We start from the raw sequence: 23,768 nt of genomic DNA, 5'->3' as shown, positions 1-23,768 counted from the left end.
TCCTCACCGTGCTCGGTATCACTGATTCTCGAAGTAGGTCTGCAGCGCGCCACGCACCACCAGGTCAAAGCGCCAGGCGAGTGCATCCATGGGACGCGAACGAGCCATATCGAGGCGCCCGATCATGGTCTGCACGGCTTCCGAATCCTTGAGCGTCTGCACGATGGGACAGATCGGAATCAACGGGTCCCCCTCGAAGTACATCTGGGTGATCAAGCGAGTGGAAATGGCAGGCCCCATGACGCTGACGTGGATATGCGCCGGGCGCCAGGTATTGATGCCATTCGGCCAGGGATAGGGGCCAGGCTTGATGGTGCGGAAACGATACCAGCCATCATCGTCAGTGAGACAGCGGCCCACACCGCCGAAATTGGGGTCGAGTGGCGCCAGATAGCGGTCCTTGCCGTGGCGATAGCGGCCACCGGCATTAGCCTGCCACATCTCCACCAGGGTATGAGGTACCGGCTTGCCGAATTGATCGACGACTCGACCGAACAGGATGATCCGCTCTCCCACCGGCAGTCCTGGACTGGCCTCGTCACGGAAGTTCATCAGCAGGTCATTGTCGTGGGGGCCCATCCGTAGCTTGCGGAAGTCCGGGCCAGACAGCTCGCTGATACTGGGGTTCTGCAGGCTGACCAGCGCCTGATTCGGTGAACGCGGGATGCTGGTCTTGTAGCCCGGGGCATAGGCGGGAGGGTGCCAGTTACGGTCACGCTCGACAAAGCGTCGTGGAGTCGTCATGTCAGTCACTCAGGATGATTATTGGTTATATGTTCCCGAGTGTGGCTTCGATGACAGCCCCTGCCAATTGAGGGCTTGCATGCCATTCATAACCTATGGGTTATGAACAAGAGGATACCGACTCAACCGATTCCCTGATCTGCCACCCGCCTGAGCACCTCACAGAAGCCATGCAGAGCCGTAGTCGGCTGCATGGTGGTGTTGAGACACAGGCCCACCGAGCCGCCTCGCTGTTCAAACGCCAGGCCAAGCTCGACCAGGCTGCCGTCGTCCAACGCCTCGGCCACGGCCTCGAAGGGCGCAATCCAGATGGTGTCAGTATCCAGCGTCAGACGTCGGCTGATCGGCAGTGACAGGGTTTCCACACAGGGATGGGGAACACTGATGGCATGACGTACACAGAAGCTGTCGACCTGCTGACGAAGCGTCGTGCGCTGGGGTGGCAAGGCCCAGGGGTAATCGACGAGAGGGTCGGCGGTGTCCAGCGGCTGTCCCGCGAGTGGATGCCCAGCACGCACCACCAGCCGCAATGACTGGTAATAGAGATGTTCGAAGGCCAGATCACGGATTTCCCGTGCTTCGGTCATACGTCCCACCACCACGTCCAGCTCGCCCAGGGCCAGACGCGACAACAGAAAGGCACTGGTGCCGGTAACCACCTGAATGCTGACGTCCTGTCCCTGGGGAGAACCATGCCAGTGCTGGATCGCCGCAGGCAGCAAGTGACTCTCGACCGTGGACAGGGCTCCCACCCGAAGCCAGCGCTGCCCACCATGAGCATCGGCCAGAGCCTCGACTCCCTCTTCCAGAGCACGAACTGCCGGTCCGGCATGGCGCAATAGCGTCAGTCCGGCCTGGGTCAGGCTGACGCCCTGGACACCACGCTCGAAGAGCACCGCGCCAACGTTCTCCTCCAGCTCACGAATGGCCTTGGAGATCCCGGGCTGAGTGATCGACAGCGACTCAGCAGCACGCGCAAAACTCCGTCGCCTGGCAACCTCGAGGAAGGCATTCAGATGGCGAAGTTTGATACGTTGGTTGAGCATCAAGGCGGGAATTTATCAGAGAATAGGCTTACCGGCAGGCTGTAAGCACGCGGTCGATCGGTGCAGAGGCCCCGTTGAGCGAGAAGCGTGCCGCTCCCCCCTGATGAGGCGTTACCACAGCGACCTTGCCGTTCTGCAGGGTCGTCAGCAGGCCGCGTGGTGCTTCGGCCACCCAGATATCCGACGATGACGAATGGGTCGAATCGAGTCGATAGCCAATGCCATCGACCAGCACATCAAGCGGGCGACTGAGTTCATTTCGGGTATTGGCACTGTATCCGCTCAAGGTAAGTGTCGGCTCCCCTTCTCGGCACATCAGGGCCAGAGTGTGGCCATTACTGTCTGATGCCTCAGCTGTCGGCGCATTCCCGAGCTGCTGGTGAGAGTCGGAAAAGCGCCAGTCCGCCCAGGCGGACGTCGTCCACCCCGTGACCAGCAGTACAAGCAACGTTCTGAACCACGTTGCCCTGAAATACATTGTTCCGGACCACATAAGTGCCTCCTTGCCGCGAGAATCGGGCCAACACTTGATCAATTGCAGCTTCCCCTGCGCGGCGTGCCGCTGTTCATCCATGGCGTAGCCATACATGTAACATGGGACCAATGCATACGGGAGAAGTCATTGCTTCTCCCGCAACCGTACGCAGTTTGCTTCAATGCTGCCTACAATAGCGACTTCCATAAAAAGAAAACAGTGTTCTTCTTAGTCACTTCTGCGCACTCAAGGTTCCCCGGCCCAGCCCCGGCACCCAGTCGTCCTCATCCGGTTCCTGTTTCTCCCCACCCCAGGTCTCTGGCCAACGCAAAGGCATGGTTAGCGGCAGGCACTCCGGCATAGACCGCCACGTGCATCAACACCTGACGTAGCTCGGCTTCGCTGAGGCCAATCCGCTGAGCGGTCTTCAGGTGCAGGGTCAGCTCTTCACGCCCGAGCGCGGCGAGCATGCCAGTGGTGATCATACTGCGCTCACGGCGCGTCAGATCATCGTTGCTCCACAGTTCCCCCCAGGCAAGACGGGTAATCATCTGCTGGAAAGGGGCATCCAGCGAGTTGGCATTGCGGGTCGAACGCTCGACATGCTCCTCACTGAGTACCTGTTGGCGTGTGGTCAAGCCAAGCTCATAGGCCACCCCCCGGGCGCCGACATCACCCAGTTCCACCGACAGGGAATCCAGCAGCCAACTGGCCATCCGCTCGGGCGCTTCCACCGAGGGCACGTGCCCCACCTGATCGAGAACCTCGACGCTCGCTCCAGCACACTCCTCGGCCAGAGCCTGAAGACTCTCCGGAGGGGTAGCCAGATCCTCACTTCCCGCCAGCAGTTGAACCTTGACCTCACTGGCCGCCGACAACCGACCGCGAAAATCACTGCGCCCCAGCATCTCGCACAACTGGGCATAGGACTCCGCATCGCCACGCCCCATGGCCGTCTGCCATCCTGCCTTGAGAGCAGGGTTGGCATCGAAGCTGGCCCCGGCAAACCAACGCGGGACAATTTCGCCGGACATGGCCGCCAGGCCTTCCTCACGCACGCGACGGGCACGGGTCGTCCACAGCTCACTATTGCCGATGACCGCCCCGGTGTTGGTCAGGGTGACGGACAGCAGACGTTCTGCATGCTGCTCGATCAGCAGTTGACCAATCACACCGCCGATGGAGGTCCCGACATAGTGAAACCGCCCGCCTCCGGCATGATCGACCAGCGCCAGAACATCGGATGCCAATTGCTGGGGGCTGATATCGCCGCCCGGTACCAGAGACTCACTGGCACCATGCCCGGGCAGGTCCCAGGTCAGGATACGGTAACGCGGCAGTAGCCGCGGTAACAGGTCGTCCCACACCGACTGGTTCATGCCCAGTGGATGGCCAAGTACCAGCAGTGGCAAGGCTTCACCACCCAGCAAGCGATACGCCAGGGTACGGCCATTGACTTCGAGAAATGCCATAACGAATCTCCGGTTCCAAAAGCGCGTGGTGCTTACTCGGCTCGCTCAACAAGCGTAGCAATCCCCTGCCCGACACCGACGCACATGGTGCACAGTGCGTAGCGTTTGTTCTGCCGGTGCAGCTCATGGGCGGCGGTCATCAACAGGCGGGCGCCGGACATGCCCAGCGGGTGGCCCAGCGCGATGGCACCACCATTGGGATTGACGCGTGGGTCGTCATCGCGGATGCCAAGGTCACGCATACAGGCCAGTGCCTGAGCGGCGAAGGCCTCGTTGAGCTCGATGATGTCGATGTCGTCGATGCTGACGCCGGTACGCTCCAGCAGGCGACGCACCGCAGGCACCGGACCATAGCCCATGATCCGCGGCTCGACCCCTGCGGTGGCCATACCGACGATTCGCACCAGGGGCTCCAACCCGTGCTGACTGACCGCCGCCTCACTGGCGACCAGCATTGCAGCCGCACCATCATTGACCCCGGAGGCATTGCCGGCCGTTACACTGCCATTGTCCCGGAACGGGGTCGGTAGCTTCGCCAGCTTCTCGATGCTGGTACCGGGGCGCAGATGCTCGTCCTGATCGAAGATCAGCGGCTCCTGCTTGCGTCGTGGAATCTCGATGGCCACGATCTCCTCGGCGAAACGCCCGGCCTGCTGAGCTCGCTCGGCCTTGTTCTGAGAGTTCACGGCGAAGGCATCCTGATCCTCACGCGAGATCGCGAACTGCTCGGCGACATTCTCGGCAGTTTCCGGCATCGAGTGAGTCCCGTGGGCCTTGTCCATCAACCGATTGACGAAGCGCCAACCGATGGTGGTGTCCTCGACCTTCTGGCCTCGCGAGAAGGCGCTATCGGCCTTGCCCATGACATAGGGGGCTCGCGACATCGATTCCACGCCACCCGCCAACGCCAGATCCATCTCCCCGGCCTTGATGGCACGGAAGGCGGTACCTACGGCATCCATGCCCGAACCACACAACCGGTTCATGGTCGTGCCAGGTACCGAAACGGGAATGCCGGCCAGCAGCGATGACATGCGCGCGACGTTGCGGTTGTCTTCGCCGGCCTGATTGGCGCAACCCATGAAGACTTCCTCGATGGCGGCAGGATCAAGCCTCGGCGCTTGCTCGAGCACGGCCTTGAAGATATTCGCGGCGAGATCGTCGGGGCGTACGCTGGACAGCGTGCCACCGAATCGTCCGATGGCACTGCGGCGCGGGTGACAGAGGTAGACGTTGCTCATGGCAGGCTCCTGATTATTGTCCGGCATGGGCACGCTCAGTGCGCGCCTTCAACTCGCGCAACACCTCGAGCTCTCGGTCGCTCGGCTCGGGAGTTGACTCAAGGTTGTCGGCAAAACGGATGTCCCAGCCAGTCGCTTCCTGAACCTGTTCTCGGGTGACGCCAGGATGCAGTGACACCACTGTCAGCTCATGGTCCTCGGGGTCCGGTTTCATCACGCACAGGTCGGAAATCACTCGAGTCGGGCCACGGCCGATGTTGGGTACATTGTCGCGGCCCTTACCATCCCGTCCGAAGCCCAGGGTAGTGATGAAATCAACATCACGCACAAAGGCCCGCGGTGAATGCTTGAGGGTGATGAAGACCTCGCCAGCATTGGTGGCGATCTCCGGCGCCCCGCCCCCACCAGGCAAGCGCACCTTGGGCGCCTTGTAGTCACCGATCAGAGTCGTGTTGAGGTTACAATAACGGTCGATCTGCGCCGTGCCCAGGAAGCCGACATTGATCTTTCCGCCCTGCAGCCAGTAGCGGAACATCTCGGGGACCGACACCGTGGTCAGGGCCGACTCACAAAGTTCGCCATCACCGATGGACAGCGGCAGGACTTCCGGTCTGGTCTGCAGCGTGCCGGACTCATAGATCAGCACCACGTCCGGTGCATGGGTCAGACGCGCCAGGTTGGCCGCTTCGGACGGCAGACCAATGCCGACGAAGCAGGTGGTGCCGTTTTCCAGCGCCCGGGCAGCGGTAACGGTCATCATCTCGCCGGAGGTATATTCAAGGCTCATTGGACACTCCCTCCTGACTGGGCACCATCTGTTGAATGACGGCCTATTGAATGGATGACGTTATCCTCGATCCAGCGCGTGAAGGCGTCGCGATCGCGGGAAATGGCATCCCACTCCTTGTAGAAGCGATTGTCGCGCGGGTAGTAACCATGGGCATATGACGGCAGTGATCCCTTCTCGGCCACGGCAATCGCATCGATCGCCCACCCCGGAATGACACAGGCATTGGGATGCGTATCGAGGTCATCGACGATCTCCTCCACCGTCACGATGCTGTGCTTCGCGGCCAATACCGCTTCCTTCTGCACTCCGATGATGCCCTCTACCACCACATTACCGGCGCGGTCCGCCTTCTGCGCATGCACGATCGAGACATCCGGGCGCACGGAAGGTACCGCCGCCAGACGCTCGCCGGTGAAAGGGCACTCGATGAACTTGATCTGTTCGTTGACGCTGGGCAGCTCGCTGCCCACATAGCCTCGCAGTACGGCAAGAGGCAATCCCGCCGCTCCGGCTTCGAAGGCGCAGGCCATGGCGGCATGACTGTGTTCGAGAATCTCGATCTGGTGCGGCCAGCCCTTCTCTACCGCATCACGCAGACGATGCAGAGACCCCACGCCGGGGTTACCACCCCAGGAGAAGATGACCTTCTTCGCACAGCCGGCACCGATCAACTGGTCGTACACCAGGTCCGGCGTCATGCGAATCAGAGTCAGGTCACGCCGCCCCTGACGGATAATCTCATGCCCCGCCGCGACGGGAATCAGATGGGTAAAGCCCTCCATGGCGACAGTGGCGCCGTCCTCGACGTAGCGCGCCACAGCGTCATGCAGGCTGAGAATCTCGGCCATGTTGATTCGCCTCTAATGCAGTTCAACCAAGCCATTCAACTGAGCAGCCCAACTGGCTCGACCGACATGAGTCATATTTCCATCAGTGCCAGGGCCAGTGCTCGATCAACACGCCATCCATCGCGACGAGCAACCATCAGTCAAAAGTTCGCTATGTGAACTATGGTTTGTGATACGAACAAAATAATCCCAGTGTATCGGCCCCGTCAAATGCACAACTGTCCGGTAAACGAAAGACGGGGACAGCTGGCAGCTGTCCCCGTCACTTTGATTCTCTTTTAGTTTCAATAATCTATTTGGATTCTAGCCAGACAGCAGCTCGCTTGATCTGATGTTTACTGCTACCAAGGTATAAGGCTGGATCGCTCGCGTCCTCCAATTGAGCCAACGCAATACCAGCGGCAATATCGGGGTATCGTTCGGTCAGCAGGCGTTCCAGTACGCGGCTGTATATCTCTGCCTCCTGCCGTGCTCGTTCGGCCGCCTCCGCGGCCAGAGAGCTGGCCACATCCATACCCAGCAGCGGAGCCAGCAGACGTGTTACCGGCTCGGCCATGATCGCCCCGCCGGTGATGGCGAGGTTAGCCCTCATGCGATCGGGAAAGACCTCCAGTCCCTCCAACAGTTCGGCAGCCAGCTCAAGTGCCCCTTCCAGCAGCAGGACAGACTCACTCAAGGGAGCCCACTCGGCATGCCATTCCCCCAGGCCACGCTCCAGCGGCTGGGCCATGGCATTGATGATCACGCTTGTGTGGCCATGGATGCGCCGCGCGGCCGTACGGATACGTGCACAGCGCACCGGATTGCGCTTGTGCGGCATGGAGGAGGACTCGCCCATTCCGGGCGCCGAGGGCTCGCTGACTTCGCCGATTTCGGTCTGTGTCAGCAACGAGATATCCAGGGCCAATCCATCGGCAGCTCCCGCGATGGCATCCAGAGCGGTGGCCAATGCCTGGATGGGTTGACGGTCGGTGTGCCAGGGCAGAACAGGGGTCGCCAGCTCCAGCCGTTCTGCGACCGAATCCATCAACACCAGCCCCTGCTCATCCCAGCCGGAATGCACACCAACCGCACCACCGAACTGGACCGGTAGCCCTGCTTCTGCCAGCACCGCCAGGCGACGACGGGCAGATTCCAGCGCAGTGGCCCACTGCGCCACCTTGACCCCGAAGGCCAACGGCAGCGCCTGCTGCATCAATGTGCGTCCGACCATGGGCGTGGCTGCATGGGCATGCATCAGCGGCAGCGCTGCCTTCCGGCAACGCAGCAGCAGGTCATCGATCCGTGCAAGACGCGGCGTCAGCAGGTGCATCAGTGCCGAGTCCACCACATCCTGACTGGTGGCACCGAGATGCCACCAGCGCTTGAGTTCCTCCGGCAGAACGGCTCTGGCCTGTTTGACGAAGGGAATTGCCGCGTTGCCTCCAGTGGCAATACCCGCCGCCATGCGCTCGATGTCAAACTCATGGGCCTCGAGGTGCTCACCCATTCGACGGCTGACACCATCCGGAATATGGCCCAGCTGTTCATGGGCTTCCGCAAGCGCCAACTCAAAGGCCAGCATGGATTGCACCAGTGCCTCATCACGGCAGGCTTCGAGCGCAGCCTGACTCATGAACGGATGGCTCAACAACGCGGCGGGCATCGCAGATTCTCCACAGGTTGAAGGGCTGCCATCAGGCAGATCAACAAAAAGTCGCACACATGTTCGCACTTCGAACAATTATGCTAGATTACTCGACAGAGTCCGGGCAAGCTCCGGCGCAGCACCTCATTTTATTTATCTCCGGGTCAACAACCCGTCACTACCTGCAGGATGCCCGCAATGGAAACGGCCCAACAGGATGCCTTGAGTCCCGATGACCGCGACTTCGTCACCGCTCTGGCCAGCGGACTGGATGTCATCCTTGCTTTCGATGAGAACCATCCACGCATGACCCTCAGTGAAGTCGCCGCACGTACCGACATGAACCGGGCGCGTGCCAGGCGTTTTCTGCTGACGCTGCATGCGCTGGGCTATGTACGCAAGGATCAGCGCTACTTCGAACTTGCCCCACGGGTACTGCAGCTCGGTTATGCCTTCCTGTCTGCCAACAATTATCGCAGCGTTATCCAGCAGGTACTGGAAGACATTACCGCCGAGTCAGGAGAGTCCTCGTCACTCGGTGTTCTGGATGGGGATGATGTTACCTATGTGGCCCGTTCAGCATCTCGTCAACGGCTGATGGCCATCACCCTCGCCGTCGGTACTCGGCTACCAGCCGCCTATACCTCCATGGGTCGAATACTGCTGGCTCAGCTCGGCGAAGAGACCCTCGACAGTTATCTGACGCGCGTCACTCTGGAACCGCATACCGACAAGTCCATCACCGACAGGGCGCAGCTCAGGGCTGCCATCCTCGAGGGGCGCGAACAGGGCTACGCCATCGTCGACCAGGAACTGGACTCCGGTCTGCGCTCACTGGCGGTACCTTGCTTCGACGCCAATGGTCAGTTGATCGGTGCCATCAATATCAGCACCAATGCTGCACGTGTCGGGCTCGACACTCTGACCAATGAGTACCTGCCGATGCTGCAGGAAAAGACACGCCAGATTCGTACCCATGTCAGTTGATCCATCATCATGGCAATCAAATAGACCATCCTGATCCATTGGATTGTCGGCCTGACGGCGGCACAGGGAAGTGCCGCGATCAACCCAACATGACAGCTTACCGGGATAGACCCGCTGAGCCCCCAGCAGGAGCCGGTAACGTGTTCGATGTCCTGGCAATCACCGCCCCCATCTTCCTGCTCATCGGTATCGGTTACACGGCTCGCTGGCGAGAGCTGATCTCCCCAGTGCAGCTTTCAGGCATCGGCACCTTCGTGCTGTATTTCTCGCTGCCGGCTCTAGTCATCAAGGCCCTGACCCAGAACCCTCTGGAAGACGTGCTCAGCGGCAGTTTCCTGGTTGCCTATGGCCTGGGTTCCATAGGCACCTTTGCCCTTGGACTACTGGTGGCACGCCGACTGCAGCGCAAACCTCTCACCGAAGGCGCGCTTCAGGCACTGGGTATGGCAGCATCCAACAGCGGCTTTATCGGCTATCCAGTGGGAGCACTGGTACTCGGCCCCACCGTCGCCGCCAAGTTCCTGGCACTGTGCATGCTGATCGAGAACCTGGTGATCATCCCGCTGGCATTGATTCTTGCCGAAGCAGGCCAGCAACAAGGCGTCCGGCTGGGCCCCCTCGTTCGCCACACCTTGCAGCGCCTGGCACGCAACCCCATCATGATCGGCCTGGCGACAGGGCTGACCGTTGCCATCAGCGGTATCTCCCTCCCGGTACCTCTCGAGCGTGTCATCGAGATGCTCGCTTCAGCATCGGCACCCGCCGCTCTGTTCGTGATCGGCGGCACACTGTATGGCCTCCAGTTGAAGGGCATGGTGCGCGATATCGCGTCCATTGCCAGCGGCAAGCTGCTGCTGCACCCGCTGCTGGTCAGCGGGATTTTCCTGCTGCTGACATGGTTCGTGCCAGACATCGATACCATGCTGCTGGCCGGCGCGCTGCTGTTTGCGAGTTGTCCAATGATCAGTGTCTACCCGCTGCTGGGGGCTCGTTTTGGCATGGAAGGCATCGGTTCTGCTGCCTTGATGGCCAGCACGCTACTCAGCTTCCTGACGCTCAGCACGGTCATATGGGTGGTGAGTCATCACCTGTAGAAGGCTGGTCCCCGCAATACAGATTCATTTCGATATCACATATATATCAAAGCCAATCGAAACTCTGCGGAAACCCTCTGAAACAAGAAACACACAAAACCCACCCGAACCAATCAATTGCGCGCTAAACAGGCGCTTAATCCAGAAGTTCCAGCCAGAAACATCCCGATAGAGTGTGCATGAACCGGCAGCCATGAAGCATGGCCAACCATGCAGGACATACACCTCTTGAATACTCGATACCACAACCAGTCCCTGAATACCTGCCAGGGACAGCTGGAACATGATTGCCTTGAATTCAATGAAGCAACAAGAAGAGAGCTTATCTGTCAGCGACTGCTCTGGCTGTCATCCTGCTGCTCGCTGCTGCCTCTCATCTGGATCGGCTTGCTTTCCTATCGAGTCGAGAGTTGCGCCGGCGGTGCGTGTGGACAGCATGTCTACTGGTACGAGTCCATGGTCATGCTGGCCATCGGGCCCGCAGTGATTTATGCCGGGCCGAGCATGTCACTTGTATGTCTACTCATTACACGTTTCAAATTGAAAAATGACAGGTACAGATGGCATGCAGTGCTGTTGGCACCATGGCTGATCTTTTATCTGCATGAATTCTTCTTGAGTGCCTTCCAGGCCTGAAAAACCGCCCCGGCAGGACGTCGATATCAGCGGCCCGAAGTTTCGTACCGAAACAGGTCATGAAAACCGGCGATGAATCCATGGGCGCAAAAGTTTCATAAAGGACTGACCGTCATGGCCGACGACAACCAACCACAGGCAGGACTCATGCTGGCGATATCCGCCGCATGCTCTCTGCTTCCGATGGTCTGGTTGGTGCTGCTCATGTACCAGTTGATTGCCTGCCGACCGGACCTATGTACCCATCTCCACTGGTTCAATACGCCACTGACAAGGCAGCTTGGCATCCTGTCGGTCTTCCTCGGGCCGCTGATCACGCTGTTGTGCCTGCTGCGAGCCTGGGGACACGATGGCATCCATTCGCCTCACCCGCATCTTGTTCTGCTGATGCCGTGGCTGCTGATCCATGGCTTTCTGATCATGACTTTCGTGCTTTGAGTACAACCTTCGTGCCTTGAACATGACCTTCGTGCCCTGGGCATAGTGATCGTGTGATGAGAGCTTGAACAACAGTCCGCAAGTCCCGGAGCAGCGAGTCGTCACCCACGGCAGGTGCATTCCCCATGAATATCCATTACGCTGCCGTTAGCCTGAAAACCAAATAGTCCAGCTTCATGGCCGAGAACAGCACGTCCGTGTGCCACGATCATTCAGGCAGGCCTACTGGATCAATGGAACCTTCCTGATATCTTCGGAGCCCTATGTCTTCATCTCGTCCACCGGCTCCTGAAGCATCCGAGGACCAGGCCTCGACCGCCCCTCTCACTCCCCTCGAAGCTCTTGGTCGCGACCGCCCACTCAAGGGCATCGGCTACATGATTGCCGCAGGCCTGCTGTTCACGATGCTGGATACCGGGGTCAAGACCCTCGCACAGGACTACTCTCCTGTGCAGGTGGTCTGGGCCCGCTACGTGGGCCACGTCGTCATTCTGTTGGCCTGGTTCGTGTGGTTGGGGAAAAGCACCGGGGGGGCGATGCTCAAGACCGGGTCCCTGACTGGCCAGTGCCTACGTGGATTACTGCTGCTGGGCGCCAGTACCTTCGCCTACCTCGCCTTCCGCAGCCTGCCGCTACTTCAGGTCTACGTGATCAACTTCAGCTCTCCCTTGCTGGTGGCGCTGTTGGCCGTTCCGTTGCTCAAGGAGCGAGTCAGCTGGCGTCAGGCCATGGCCATCATACTGGGGTTCGCGGGCGTGGTTATCTGTGTCGGCCCGGTAGACTGGCGCAGCCAGCCGGCCATTCTACTGCCATTCGGATTGACCCTGTGTTTCGCTCTCTATCAACTGACGACAAGGCGTTTCGGCCGTCAGGACCACCCTCTGACCTCACTGTTCTATGCTGGGCTGGCTGGTGCAGTGGTCAGTAGTCTGGTTGTCCCGGCCTTCTGGTCGAGTATCGATCCCCGCGACTTGCCGTTGTTCATGTTTGTTGGCCTGATGGGGGCCGCCAGCCAGCTGACACTGATCATGGCCATGCGTTATGCCCCGGCATCACTGGTATCGCCGTTCCTGTACCTACAGATCATCTGGGCCGCCCTGTTCGGCTTCGTATTCTTCGGCGATGTACCACGCCCGGAAACCTGGATAGGTGCCGCCTTGATCAGCGTGGCGGGCGTAATGCTGGCCGTGAGCAAGAAACGCTCCGGCTCCTGATCACAGACGCCTGGACTCAACGCGTCAGCATGTCGCTCACCTGTACACGGACTCCCTCTGCCGCTGCCCTGGACACGGCCAGCGTCGCAGCGAGCGTCATGACGCCTTCCCGTGCATCGATAACCGGAGCAGCCTCACCACGAATGACGGCCACGAAGTGGGCCAACTGTTCCGGATAGCAGTGGGTACGTGGAGGCTGGAGGCGACGCCGAACCAGCGGCTGACGCCAGTCTCCCCCCTCCTCGTGGGCCCACACATCCATCCCCGGCACACTCAGGCTGGCCCGACTGCCACCGATGGTGTAGCAACTACCGGGGTGATGGGGAAAGTTGGGCGATTGACCAGAGGCGACATCCCACATCCAGGGTGAGGGCACCGCATCGCTGCCGGTGAAGCTGCCGATGGCCCCATTGGCGAACTTGATCACCACGGCAAAGCTATCCTCAACCTCGAACCCTCTCGCTGCAGCGCCTGTGACGGCTTGAACACTTTCGATCTCGCCACACAGGAAACGCAGGATATCGATCTCGTGGATCAGGTTGATCAGAATCGGGCCGCCACCCACCTGACGACGCCACACCTGGTCGAAATACGCATCGTGTTTCCGACACAGCCACATGCCATTGACCGCCACCAGCTTCCCCAACTCGCCGTCGCGGATGGTCCGGCGCGCCTCGACCATATCAGGGCTATGGCGGCGATGGTGGCCGATCAGCATGGGCACGCCAGCCGCTTCACTGGCCTCGGCCAGCTCCAGACCAGCGGCCAGAGTATCGGCGATGGGCTTTTCCATCAGCGTCGGCAAGCCGCGCTCGATGCAGGCCAGCCCCGCATCTCGGTGCAGAGCGTTGGGCAGCGCTACGATGACCGCGTCCAGAGCCGCATCATCAAGCATCTCACGGTAGTCGGCGTAGCAGGTGACGCCGAGTTCTTCCGCCAGTTGACGACCGGATTCGGTAACGTCAGCGATGGCGGTCAATCGAGTGTCCGGCGATGCCCCGACCAAGGCAATATGCTCACGACCGATGATACCGGCGCCCATGACACCGATGCGTAACGAGGACATGGAGGGTCTCCTGTGATCGGCAGATGTACTCAGCGCTTGTCTCGGATCAAGGCATCCAGCGCCGCGTGATAACCCTGACTGCCGAGGCCCGCGATAACGCCATCGGCACGCAACGACACATAGCTGTGATGACGGAAGGATTCCCGCTTGTGGACGTTGGACAGATGCACCTCGATGACCTTGCCATCGAAGGCGTTCAGCGCATCGAGAATGGCCACCGAGGTATGGGTGAAAGCCGCCGGGTTGATGATGATGGCATCTGTGCCATCGAGGCGTGCCGCATGGATGGCATCGATCAGCTCACCTTCGTGGTTGCTCTGGCGGGTATTGACCTCCCAGTCCTCGAGCAGGGCATGCTCGCGCAGGGCATTGTCGATATCCGCCAGTGTCTGATGGCCATATATTTCCGGCTGCCGAGTGCCCAACAGGTTGAGGTTGGGGCCATGCAGGACCAGAACCTTGCCCTTGCTCATCAGTGATTCTCCTTCAGCCATTGTGGCCCAGTAATTGCCGCCGATAATGGGCGAACAGAGCCGCTGCCTGTTGGTCGGCAGCAGCGCGTTTGTCATCATCCTCACAGAAGTGCTTGAAGGCGTCCACGCCCTGGAACACGAACAGGCTGACACCACTCATCACACTGGCATCAGCCGCCCGTGCAGCAGCAATCAACTCAGTGACTGCTGGAACATAGACGGCGTCGAAGACCCAGTGGTGAGGCTGCACCAACTGCGGCGGTAACGGGCAGCCCGGGCTCTTCTCGTGCCCTATTGGTGTGCAATTGATCAGACCGTTACAGGATGCTGCCTCATCAGCTACCTGATCGGACGGCAACGCTCTCGCGCCGAACCCGAAGCGCACCAGTTCTTCCGCCAGGCGCTCGGCTCGCGCGGTATCAATATCCACCAGCAACACCTCCGTTGCCCCCAACTGCGTAACACCGAAAGCCACAGCCTTGCCCACACCTCCGGTACCGATGACCAGGACTCGTCCTGGTTCACGCTCTCCGAGGCTTGCACGATAGCCGCTCATGAAGCCGGTGAAGTCAGTGTTCTCAGCGACAATACTGCCATCCTGAAACACCAGAGTATTGGCAGAACCCACCATGCGCGCACCGTCGCTGATACGGTCAGCGAGTCCAATGGCCTGCTCCTTGAACGGATAGGTCACATTGACCCCACGGTAGCCGGCGGCAATCACCTCTCGCACAGTAGCCTCCAGCGATACCTGAGATGACTCGTTGGCATCGAACAGCTCATAGCTGGTCTCGATACCGGTCAGCTTGCCGAGGCGCACATGCAGGTCCGGCGCGCTGGAGTTGAGAATGGCCTTGCCGATGAGTCCCAGTTTCATCCTTGGGTTCCCTTATTGCTGTGCTGATTGTGTGGCCTGGTGAATACCAGCGTGGTCTTCACCATAACGCGCGCCCCCTTGAAACCATGGTAAAAAGAGCCCTGGTCAGCGTTGACACTCTACCGACGTCCACTTAACGTTCGCCTGAAGCACTTCAGTTCGCCTGACGAACCCTATGAATATGAAAGTGAAAGAGCAAAATGATCGTGATTATAGAAATGATCATGATTCCAGAAATGATATAAAAACAAGATGTACCGAGAGGCACGCTGCGCTCGAACCCGGTTCGAGTCAGCCTCAAGAAGGGCCATACCAACGCACCGCCCCATCAGAAGGGCACTGCCGTAGCGCCAGCATTACCTCGGCAGAATCTACAAGAACCCCGGAGGATCCCATGTTTCATTCAGCCTTGAAGACGCTGACCATCCCGATGGCAGTGGCGCTTGCCACCATGAGTCTGAGCGGCCAGGCGCTTGCCGAGTACCCTGAGCGTAATATCACAGGCACCATTCAGTGGGGAGCCGGTGGCGCCACCGACAACATCGCGCGCAGTCTGACTCCACATGTCGAGGAAGCCCTCGACACCAGCGTTATTCTGACCAACCGCCCGGGCGGTACTGGCGTGATCGGCATGAACTACGTCATGACCCAGCGGCCGGATGGCTACAACCTGCTCTACGGCGCCGAGAATCCGCAGCTCTATCGTCTGATGGGCCTGGCCGACTTCGGCTATGACGACATGCATACCATCAACATCATCGGCCAGGGTCTGGTGGTCATTGCGGCGCCCGCCGACAGTCCGTTCGACAACCTGGCCGAGTTGCTCGAATACGCCCACCAGAACCCCGGTGAGTTGCGTATGGGCGGCACCGGTGCCGGCGGCCTACCGAGTACCGTGCATGCCATGATCAATGCTGTGGATGAACTCGACGTACGCACCGTGACCTTCGGTGGTGACGGGCCAGGCATGACCGCCATGCTGGGTGACCATATCGATTTCATGCCACTGAGCCTGGCCGCCGTGGGCGAGCAGATCCGTAGTGGCAAGATGAAGGGGCTAGCCGTTCTCACCACCGAAGAGATCGATGCCCTGCCGGGCGTGCCGCCAATTACCGAGGCCCTACCGGATATCGACACATTCCTTCCCTGGGGCCCGTTCTGGGGTGTGTTCGTGCGCGAGGAAACCCCGGATGACATCAAGCAGCGGCTGGAAGATGCTTACGAGACAGCGGTAGACAGTGAGCAATTCCAGCAGTTTCTCGCCAATTTCGGTGCCGAGCCTCTCAACCTCAATGGTGAAGATGCCCAACAGTATCTCGACAACTGGCAGTCAGTAACCGGCTGGTCAATGTTCGAGGCCGGCAGCGTGAAAGTTTCCCCGGAAGAGCTGGGTATACCTCGCCCCGGTGCAGCAGCCGAATAACCTGTGACCGGAGGCCGTTGCTCGGGACTTGTCTCGACAGCAGCGGCCAGCGGCTCATAGGCATCCAGGCCGGGCACTGCCCGGCCCTCCTGGAGTTGTGCAATGAACGACAACCGCGAACGCGTCAAGCCGGGCGAGAAGGTCTTCGACTGGCTGCTGCTGCTGTTCAGCGGGGGCTTGCTCTACGAAGCCTCGCGCATTGATGGCATCCTGCCATCCCTGAACTCCCCCGGCTCCTTCCCGGTGGGCCTGGCCGTGATAATGATTGTTGCGAGTCTGATCATTCTGTTCAGTCATAGGTACAAGCGCCGCGATCCGGAGTTGACCACAGCCGGAGATGAGTTCAAGGCCTTCCTCGCGGAACACTTCCAGCCGCATATCATCGTCTTCTCGGTATTCTCGATTGCCTATCTGGTCGCCATCTCCTGGCTGAGCTTCTATATCAGCACCTTCATCTTCCTCGCGATCATGTTCATGTATTACCGCGGCGGCAAGGTGGTGAGCTCGCTGGTCATTTCCGGCGTTTCCATCGCCATCATCTACGTCCTGTTCACGCTGGTGTTCCGTGTCTATCTGCCGTGAGCCTGGAGTCCTGCCATGATTGATACCTTCCACTATTTCCTGATGGCCTGGGTCGACCCACACCTGCTGCTGCTGACTGCTCTCGGCACGTTGGGAGGCATCTACATCGGCGCCATCCCCGGCCTGTCGGTGACCATGGCCGTCTCGATCCTGATTTCCTTCACCTTCGCCTGGGATATCAATGATGCCCTTGCACTGATGGTGGGGATCTATGTGGGGGGTGTCTATGGCGGCTCTCGCACCGCGATCCTGCTTAATATTCCCGGTGCGCCTTCGGCAGTGACCACGGCCTTCGATGGCTATCCGCTGGCTCAGCGCGGCGAAGCTGGCCGTGCCATCGGCCTGAGCACCGTGATGTCAGTCATCGGCGGCATCCTCGGCACCGTGATTCTGGCCGGTACTGCGCCCTGGCTCGCCGACATGGCACTGGAGTTTGCACCTCGGGACTATTTCCTGATTGCCGTCCTCGGCCTGTTGTTGGTCAGTACCCTGTCAGGGAAGTCGCTGGCACGTGGTATCTTTTCTGTCGCGCTGGGGGCTGCCATCGGTCTAGTCGGCATGGATATGGTCACCGCCCAGCCACGGCTCACCATGGGCAACATGCAGTTGCTTGGGGGCATCCATTATGTGGTGGTGATGATTGGCCTTTTCGGTGTCGCCGAAGCCTTCTACCAGTTGCACAACCTCAACAAGGTGCCGGTCAAACAGAAGGTCGACAAGATCATTCCGCCGCTGAAGATGGTGCTGAAATTCCTGCCGCTGTCGATGCGTTCGGGCATCATCGGCGTAGTGGTCGGGGCGCTACCCGGCACCGGTGGCGACATTGCCTCCCTGTTTGCCTATGACCATGCCAAGCGCTCGGTCAAGAATCCGAAAGTCCCTTTCGGCGAAGGCGCCTACGAGGGGCTGGTGGCACCGGAAACCGCCAACAATGCTGCTGTTGGCGGCGCCTATGTGCCCATGCTGACACTGGGTATGCCTGGCGACGCCGTCACCGCTGTGATCATCGGCGCGCTGGTTATTCACGGCCTGAATCCCGGCCCGATGCTGATGATCGAGACACCGCACATCTTCTGGTTCACTGTCGGAAATCTGGTATTGGCCAATGTCTTCCTGCTGATCTTCGGGCTGACCGGGATCAAGATATTCACCAGGGTCGTCGAGGTACCCAAGGCCATTCTGATTCCCTTGATTCTGGTGCTGTGCGTCGTGGGTACCTACTCGATCAACAGCAACATGACCGAAGTGTACTGGATGCTCGGGTTCGGCCTGTTCGGCTACTGGCTCAAGGTATTCGGCTTCCAGATGGGCCCGATCATTCTCGGCGTCATCCTCGGGCCGCTGATCGACAATACCTACCGACAGGCCATGTCCTCCGTCGGTGACAGCGGCGGCCAGTTCCTTCTCGACCTGGTCACCAACCCGCTGTCGCTGGTGCTGACATCCGTCATCGTGCTGGTGTTACTCGGCCAGACGCCGGCAAAGGCCTGGTTCAATGGCAAGCTGAAGCGTCAGGCCTGAACCACCCCGGCTACCCGTTCTCCGGCTCCATCCACTTCTGCCAGGCATTGATCACCACCTCGCGGTGCGAGCGGAACTGTTCGTTATCGCCACGCGCCGCTTCACGGGTCAGCGAAGAGCTATGGTTGGCCGCTCGGGCGGCGAGATAGGCCTGACGCAGGGCTTCGGCTTCGTCACCAGGCAGATATTCCGCCTCCTCAAGGGTTTCGAGAATGCGCATGTTGTCGCTGAAGCGCATCAGACTCGGAGCTTCATGGGCAAGCGCCAGCACTGCGTATTGGCAGAGGAACTCAATATCGACCATACCGCCCGGGTCATGCTTGAGATCGAAGGTATCGTCCTGGCTGTTTGAGCCCTGACCTTTGGAACCCTGACCTTTGGAGCCTAGGTGCTCACGCATCTTGAGGCGCATCTCGACCACTTCCGTGCGCAATGCATCCCGATCCCGCTCGCGACCGAGAATCTCGTGACGGATCTCCTCGAAGCGATCTGCCAGACGCTCATGCCCGGCCACTACCCTCGCCCGAACCAGCGCCTGATGTTCCCAGGTCCAGGCCTGATCGCGTTGGTAGTCGGCGAAGGCTGTCAGCGAGCTGACCAGCAACCCCGAGTTGCCCGAAGGGCGCAAACGCATATCCACTTCATACAGCGAGCCCGCTGGCGTCACCGCCGACAGCAGGTGAATGACCCTCTGCCCCAGGCGAGTAAAGAACACACCGTTGTCGATGGGGCGGCCACCGTTGGTCTCGCCCTGACCCGCGGCGTCATGCAGGAACACCAGATCCAGATCCGAGCCATAGCCCAGCTCGATGCCTCCCAGCTTGCCGTAGCCAACCACCAGGAACTCGGGAACCTCTCCCTGAGGTTCGCCGTCCTGGCCGAGGGGATAGCCATGCTTGCGGGTCAGCGTCTTCCATGCCATCGCCACCACCGCATCCAGCACCACTTCGGCGATATAGGTCAGGTAATCACTGACCTTCATCAAATGGCGCGTCCCGGCGATATCCGAGGCCGCCACGTGCAATACCTGGGCATGCTTGAACACCCGTAGCGACTCGAGCTGTGCTTCCTCATCCTCCTCGGGAATACGTGCCAGGGTCTGACGCAACTCGTCTGCCAGGCGTTCCTTGTCGGCTGGGGTGTAAAGCGTCTCCGGGGTCAATAACTCGTCCAGCAGGACCGGATAGCGGGCAATCTGCTCGGCGATCCATGGACTGGCACTGCACAACCGCATCAGGTGGCCCAGCGCATCGGGATTCTCGCGCAACAGTGCCAGGTAGGCCGTGCGCCTCAACACCGATTCGATCAAGGGCAGGACACGCTCCAGCGCGATATCCGGCATGGTGCTTTCGGCCACGGCATCCAGCAACATCGGCATCAGAGCATCGAGGCGTTCGAAACCGATGCGCTGCATGCTCTGGACCTGGCGTGAGCCAGCCAATCCCGAGATGCGTTTGAGGGCGGTCTCGGGAGCCTCGAACCCCGCCTGCAGCAGCAGCTCATGGGCCTCGTCGGTGTCCGGTTCGCCACGCCATAGCTGACGCCAGGCCTCCAGGCCTCCGCTGGTATCGGCCTCGTCCTCGACATCGTCCTCCGGGTCACTGATCACCGCATCGAAGTGCTGCCGCACGCGCTGGCGCACCTCGGCAAGACAGGCAATCAAGCCCGGCCAGTCGTCCATCCCCATGGCAAAGGCAACACGCTGACGGTCGCTGTCATCGTCGGGCAGCGCCTGGGTCTGCCGATCCTCCAGCGCCTGGATGACATGCTCCAGGTCACGCAGGAAGGCATAGTCCGGTAGCAGCTCATCCACCACTGAGCGGGGCAGCAGGCCAAGCTCGGGGAGGCGCTGCATGGCGGTCTTCAACGAGGTGACCTGCAATTCAGTATCGCGCCCGCCACGAATCAGTTGAAAGGCCTGAACCACGAACTCGACTTCACGAATGCCACCCGGGCCGAGCTTGATGTTGCTCTCCATGCCCTTGCGCTTGACCTCACGATTGATCATCGCCTTGAGTTCACGCAGCGATTCGATGGCGCCGAAATCCAGATACTTGCGATAGACGAAGGGGCGAATACTCGACAACAGCTCGTAGCCGGCGTCGATGTCTCCAGCTACGGGACGCGCCTTGAGCATGGCGTAACGCTCCCATTCGCGCCCCTGATCCTGGTAGTAACTGGCCAGCGAAGCAAAACTACCGACCAGCGGCCCTCCATCTCCCAGCGGGCGCAGACGCATGTCGACGCGGAACACGAAGCCATCGCTGGTCACCGCATCCAGCGCCCCAATCAGCTTCTGTCCCAGGCGCGTGAAGTATTCGGCATGATCCAGCGACTTGCGCCCGCCCTCGGTCTCGCCCTTCTCCGGGTAGGCAAAGATCAGGTCGATGTCCGAGGACAGGTTGAGCTCGCCAGCACCAAGCTTGCCCATCCCCAGCACCACCAGCCGCTGCTCGCTGCCATCGCGCAATGCCGGACGCCCCCAGCGGGCTTCCAGAAAACGCTCCAGCCAGCCGAGAGCACCTTCGAGACAGATCTCCGCCAGGCGGGACATCGCGGCACCGGTATGCCAGGCATCAATTCCTTCAGGACGCGTCAGGTCACGCCATACGATGCCCAGCATCCGCGCACGACGGAAACGGCGCAGGGCCGCATGCATGGCCGCTTCGTCCTCGGCGCTGTCGAGGGCTTCATCGAGCAACTGCCGCATGGCATCAAAGGGCAGAGCACGATCAAGCTCCGCCGACGAATCCAGGCTGGCCAACCACTCCGGGTGGCGCACCAGGGTATCTCCGGCGAAGCGGGAAATCGCCAGTACCCTGGCCAGTTGTTCTCGTCGATGTGACTCCAGCGCCTGATACACATCCGAAGGCGACTCCACCCCGCGCATCTCGGCAAGATTGTCGGCCTGCTCCAGGCTCGTCGACAGCCGTCCCCAGACCTTGTCCAGGTCGCCTGCCAAACCCGCTGGGATATCATCGCGGGGCAGAATGTCCGGGCTGAGTTGCATGGCGGCTCTCCTTGTCGACTGGCAACGTCCAGGGCGTTGCTCTGATTACCCTGAGCATACTCAAGGCGACCCTGCAAAGCCCACTCCTTTGCTCGACGAAAGCGCCATCAAGCAAATGGCCCGGCATTCTCTCGAGGGAATACCGGGCCATTTGTCCGGGACAGCGATGCAGAAAACGTCGTCAACCGATGGATAGGTACTTGTCCGCGGCCAGCAGAACCCATGTCAACGCCGCCATGATCAGCGCCAGCATCACGGCCGCGGAGCCGATATCCTTGGCCCGTCCCGACAGCACATGGCGCTCCGGACCAATACGGTCGACCACGCTCTCGATGGCACTGTTGACCAGTTCGACAATCAATACCATGAAGCAGCTCCCGACCAGCAGAATCCACTCCACTGGCGTATCACCAATCCACCAGGCGAGAGGAATCAGCACCATGCACAGACCCAGCTCCTGGCGAAAGGCAGACTCATTGCGAAAGGCCGCCTTGAGCCCCTTCAGCGAGTAACGGGTGGAATGTACCAGGTGGCGCCAACCAGTGTGTCCGGGCTTCATTTCATAATCCTTGTGTACCAGGGCCTGATGAAACACCAACAGGCCCTGCTGTCATGCTCTATCAGTGGTTGGCAATCATGCGATCAAGATCGAGCGAAACCAGATCAAGTACTCGTGACCAACTGATGTAGGGCGTGCTGGATGTGCCATTGACCAGCACCGTGAATACCCCCCAACGATGACTATCGGTACGGAAATATCCCGTCACCGCACGGACGGCCACCGGCTGGTTGAGCGTTCCGGTCTTGACCATTACATGGCTCTGGAATACCGAGGAGCCCCGGCGAATGAAGCGCATGGGACCATTGGTCGGTGCCTGCAGGCCTGCAGCATACAGCTGGAACAGGTCAGGACGCTGGAACATGTACTCGTTCAGGGCATTCACGCCCTGGGCTGACGTCTTGTTCCCCGTGGTCAGGCCACTGCCGCTTTCCAGGATAACCGGACCATGACCAGGAATCTCGCTGACAAAGGCCTCCAGCGCTGCCCCGGCATCCTCGAGCTGCGCCTGAGGTGCTTCCGCCAGATCCAGCGCCAGCATATCGGCCATGTAGTTGTTGGAGTAGTTGAGCATGCGCAGCAGGATTTCCTGCAACGGCTTGCCATCCACGGCCGCCAGACGAGCGGCGTTACCGGGGACTGCATCACTTGTGACGCGGACCACACCTTCGACCTCGATACCGGCCAGCTCCAGCATGGCTTCCAGCGTCTTGCCGGTCTGCAGAGCCGGGTCCGCACTGGCACGGTAGACTTCCTGAGGCAGCGAGCTGACCGCGATACTGCCTCGCAGCACCAGACGCTCATCTCCGTCCTCAGCCACACGTACCGCCCCGAAACCCGTCGAGGAGCTTCCAGAGGTCGTCGTCACATGGTTCTCGATACTGAACAGTGGTTCATGACTGTTGCAGCTGGTCACACGCGCGGGACCACCCACCGCGCCTGGCGCGACCTGAATACACCAACTGCCGTAGTTGACGCCCGCCGACGTCAGCAACGCACTATAGGCGTTGTCGGAACGTTCCAATGCCGCACAGCGGTCGGTAGTGACACAGGTGACGGGGCCGAACAGCGCCTGGCTGACAACCAGATCGCCACTGACACGACGTACACCGGTCTGATACAGGCGCTGGGTCATGCGCCAGAGGTCTTCGCTGACCAGGCTTGGGTCCCCACCTCCTTCGAGTATCAGATCTCCATCCAGCACCCCATTGGCGGACGGTCGCGCGGCACTCTTGAGTTCGGTGGTAAACCGATACTGGGGGCCCCAGGCATCCAGTGAGGCCGCTGCGGTATAGACCTTGGTGACCGACGCCGGAGTCAACAACAGTTCCGGGTTGAGACTGCCCAGGTCCTCACCCGACTGGTCACCACTGCCCAGCAGGCGAGCCTCGGCGCTGATCTGATAGCCCTGACTGGACAACTCGGCAAGATGATCAAAGCCTGCCGCCCTGGCAGGAGACACCATGAAGGTCCAACTGAGGATGGCCGTGAAGGCGGACAGTACAATAAATGGCCAGGAGGGTATGAGGCGACGCGACATGAAGACTTCCCTGCGATGAACGGATACTGCGCCAACCGCGGCACAACCTCGCAGAGTCTACCGTCTGGCGGTTTGCGATTCGACACCCACTTGATGACAGTCTGA

At 60.2% G+C, this 23,768-nt stretch carries 22 protein-coding genes; 8 read left to right on the top strand and 14 right to left on the bottom strand.

The window, feature by feature from the left end; translation table 11 throughout:
• Positions 1-18: 18 nt before the first annotated feature.
• From pcaH to BUE38_RS07865, 8 genes are all read right to left on the bottom strand, one after another.
• Entirely contained in the window at positions 19-744 is a 726-nt protein-coding gene (gene pcaH / locus BUE38_RS07900) for a protocatechuate 3,4-dioxygenase subunit beta (protein WP_073434479.1), read from the bottom strand.
• 122 nt (positions 745-866) lie between these two features.
• The gene (pcaQ, locus tag BUE38_RS07895) at positions 867-1,790 is read right to left on the bottom strand and encodes a pca operon transcription factor PcaQ (protein WP_084541815.1); all 924 of its coding nucleotides are present in this window, start codon (positions 1,788-1,790) and stop codon (positions 867-869) included.
• 28 nt (positions 1,791-1,818) lie between these two features.
• The gene (locus tag BUE38_RS07890; RefSeq protein ID WP_143166237.1) at positions 1,819-2,283 is read right to left on the bottom strand and encodes a hypothetical protein; all 465 of its coding nucleotides are present in this window, start codon (positions 2,281-2,283) and stop codon (positions 1,819-1,821) included.
• A gap of 266 nt (positions 2,284-2,549) precedes the next feature.
• Positions 2,550-3,737 carry an alpha/beta fold hydrolase gene (locus tag BUE38_RS07885; RefSeq protein ID WP_073434476.1) on the bottom strand — a complete coding sequence of 396 codons (1,188 nt, stop codon included), beginning with the start codon at positions 3,735-3,737 and terminating at the stop codon, positions 2,550-2,552.
• Between the two features lie 32 nt (positions 3,738-3,769).
• A complete protein-coding gene (gene pcaF / locus BUE38_RS07880) occupies positions 3,770-4,978 on the bottom strand; it encodes a 3-oxoadipyl-CoA thiolase (RefSeq protein ID WP_073434475.1) in 1,209 nt (402 codons plus the stop codon).
• 13 nt (positions 4,979-4,991) lie between these two features.
• A complete protein-coding gene (locus BUE38_RS07875) occupies positions 4,992-5,765 on the bottom strand; it encodes a CoA-transferase subunit beta (RefSeq protein WP_073434474.1) in 774 nt (257 codons plus the stop codon).
• Positions 5,762-6,616, bottom strand: a complete 855-nt coding sequence (locus BUE38_RS07870) for a CoA-transferase (protein ID WP_073434473.1) — start codon at positions 6,614-6,616, stop codon at positions 5,762-5,764. Before BUE38_RS07870 ends, BUE38_RS07875 begins: the two co-directional genes overlap by 4 nt.
• A 292-nt stretch (positions 6,617-6,908) precedes the next feature.
• Positions 6,909-8,261 carry a lyase family protein gene (locus BUE38_RS07865; protein ID WP_073434472.1) on the bottom strand — a complete coding sequence of 451 codons (1,353 nt, stop codon included), beginning with the start codon at positions 8,259-8,261 and terminating at the stop codon, positions 6,909-6,911.
• 180 nt (positions 8,262-8,441) lie between these two features.
• On the opposite strand from BUE38_RS07865, the gene BUE38_RS07860 reads away from it, so the two are divergent.
• From BUE38_RS07860 to BUE38_RS07840, 5 genes are all read left to right on the top strand, one after another.
• Positions 8,442-9,230, top strand: a complete 789-nt coding sequence (locus BUE38_RS07860) for an IclR family transcriptional regulator domain-containing protein (protein ID WP_073434471.1) — start codon at positions 8,442-8,444, stop codon at positions 9,228-9,230.
• Positions 9,231-9,370: 140 nt separating this feature from the next.
• Complete coding sequence (locus BUE38_RS07855) at positions 9,371-10,324, top strand: AEC family transporter (RefSeq protein WP_073434470.1); 954 nt, start codon at positions 9,371-9,373, stop codon at positions 10,322-10,324.
• Between the two features lie 228 nt (positions 10,325-10,552).
• Positions 10,553-10,960, top strand: a complete 408-nt coding sequence (locus BUE38_RS07850) for a hypothetical protein (protein WP_143166236.1) — start codon at positions 10,553-10,555, stop codon at positions 10,958-10,960.
• Positions 10,961-11,074: 114 nt separating this feature from the next.
• Positions 11,075-11,398, top strand: coding sequence for a hypothetical protein (locus tag BUE38_RS07845; protein ID WP_073434468.1), 324 nt, complete (start codon positions 11,075-11,077; stop codon positions 11,396-11,398).
• A gap of 263 nt (positions 11,399-11,661) precedes the next feature.
• Positions 11,662-12,612 carry a DMT family transporter gene (locus tag BUE38_RS07840; RefSeq protein WP_073434467.1) on the top strand — a complete coding sequence of 317 codons (951 nt, stop codon included), beginning with the start codon at positions 11,662-11,664 and terminating at the stop codon, positions 12,610-12,612.
• 16 nt (positions 12,613-12,628) lie between these two features.
• On the opposite strand, the gene BUE38_RS07835 is transcribed toward BUE38_RS07840, so the two are convergent.
• The 3 genes from BUE38_RS07835 to BUE38_RS07825 are packed head-to-tail and all read right to left on the bottom strand — an operon-like array spanning position 12,629 to position 15,028.
• Positions 12,629-13,678: a Gfo/Idh/MocA family protein gene (locus BUE38_RS07835; RefSeq protein ID WP_073434466.1), complete on the bottom strand. Its 1,050-nt coding sequence runs from the start codon at positions 13,676-13,678 to the stop codon at positions 12,629-12,631.
• A 29-nt stretch (positions 13,679-13,707) separates the two neighbouring features.
• The gene (gene aroQ / locus BUE38_RS07830) at positions 13,708-14,151 is read right to left on the bottom strand and encodes a type II 3-dehydroquinate dehydratase (RefSeq protein WP_073434465.1); all 444 of its coding nucleotides are present in this window, start codon (positions 14,149-14,151) and stop codon (positions 13,708-13,710) included.
• 13 nt (positions 14,152-14,164) lie between these two features.
• Complete coding sequence (locus BUE38_RS07825; protein WP_073434464.1) at positions 14,165-15,028, bottom strand: shikimate dehydrogenase family protein; 864 nt, start codon at positions 15,026-15,028, stop codon at positions 14,165-14,167.
• A 394-nt stretch (positions 15,029-15,422) separates the two neighbouring features.
• Here BUE38_RS07825 and BUE38_RS07820 point away from each other — a divergent pair, with 394 nt between their 5' ends.
• The 3 genes from BUE38_RS07820 to BUE38_RS07810 all read left to right on the top strand — a co-directional run bounded on the left by BUE38_RS07820 (position 15,423) and on the right by BUE38_RS07810 (position 18,554).
• Complete coding sequence (locus tag BUE38_RS07820; RefSeq protein WP_073434463.1) at positions 15,423-16,451, top strand: tripartite tricarboxylate transporter substrate binding protein; 1,029 nt, start codon at positions 15,423-15,425, stop codon at positions 16,449-16,451.
• Between the two features lie 102 nt (positions 16,452-16,553).
• Positions 16,554-17,033 carry a tripartite tricarboxylate transporter TctB family protein gene (locus BUE38_RS07815; RefSeq protein ID WP_073434462.1) on the top strand — a complete coding sequence of 160 codons (480 nt, stop codon included), beginning with the start codon at positions 16,554-16,556 and terminating at the stop codon, positions 17,031-17,033.
• Positions 17,034-17,048: 15 nt separating this feature from the next.
• A complete protein-coding gene (locus BUE38_RS07810; RefSeq protein ID WP_073434461.1) occupies positions 17,049-18,554 on the top strand; it encodes a tripartite tricarboxylate transporter permease in 1,506 nt (501 codons plus the stop codon).
• A 10-nt stretch (positions 18,555-18,564) separates the two neighbouring features.
• On the opposite strand, the gene glnE is transcribed toward BUE38_RS07810, so the two are convergent.
• From glnE to dacB, 3 genes are all read right to left on the bottom strand, one after another.
• The gene (gene glnE, locus BUE38_RS07805) at positions 18,565-21,564 is read right to left on the bottom strand and encodes a bifunctional [glutamate--ammonia ligase]-adenylyl-L-tyrosine phosphorylase/[glutamate--ammonia-ligase] adenylyltransferase (protein WP_073434460.1); all 3,000 of its coding nucleotides are present in this window, start codon (positions 21,562-21,564) and stop codon (positions 18,565-18,567) included.
• Between the two features lie 181 nt (positions 21,565-21,745).
• Positions 21,746-22,123 (bottom strand): diacylglycerol kinase, encoded by a 378-nt coding sequence (locus tag BUE38_RS07800; protein ID WP_073434459.1) that lies wholly within the window; start codon positions 22,121-22,123, stop codon positions 21,746-21,748.
• A gap of 61 nt (positions 22,124-22,184) precedes the next feature.
• Entirely contained in the window at positions 22,185-23,663 is a 1,479-nt protein-coding gene (dacB, locus tag BUE38_RS07795) for a D-alanyl-D-alanine carboxypeptidase/D-alanyl-D-alanine endopeptidase (RefSeq protein ID WP_073434458.1), read from the bottom strand.
• Between the last annotated feature and the right edge of the window lie 105 nt (positions 23,664-23,768).

Origin of the sequence: Halomonas cupida (assembly GCF_900142755.1) — a bacterium.
In the GTDB taxonomy this organism is placed as follows: Bacteria; Pseudomonadota; Gammaproteobacteria; order Pseudomonadales; family Halomonadaceae; genus Halomonas; species Halomonas cupida.
Note: the sequence above shows the minus strand (reverse complement) of the source record. Positions and strands in the feature narration are given on the sequence as shown.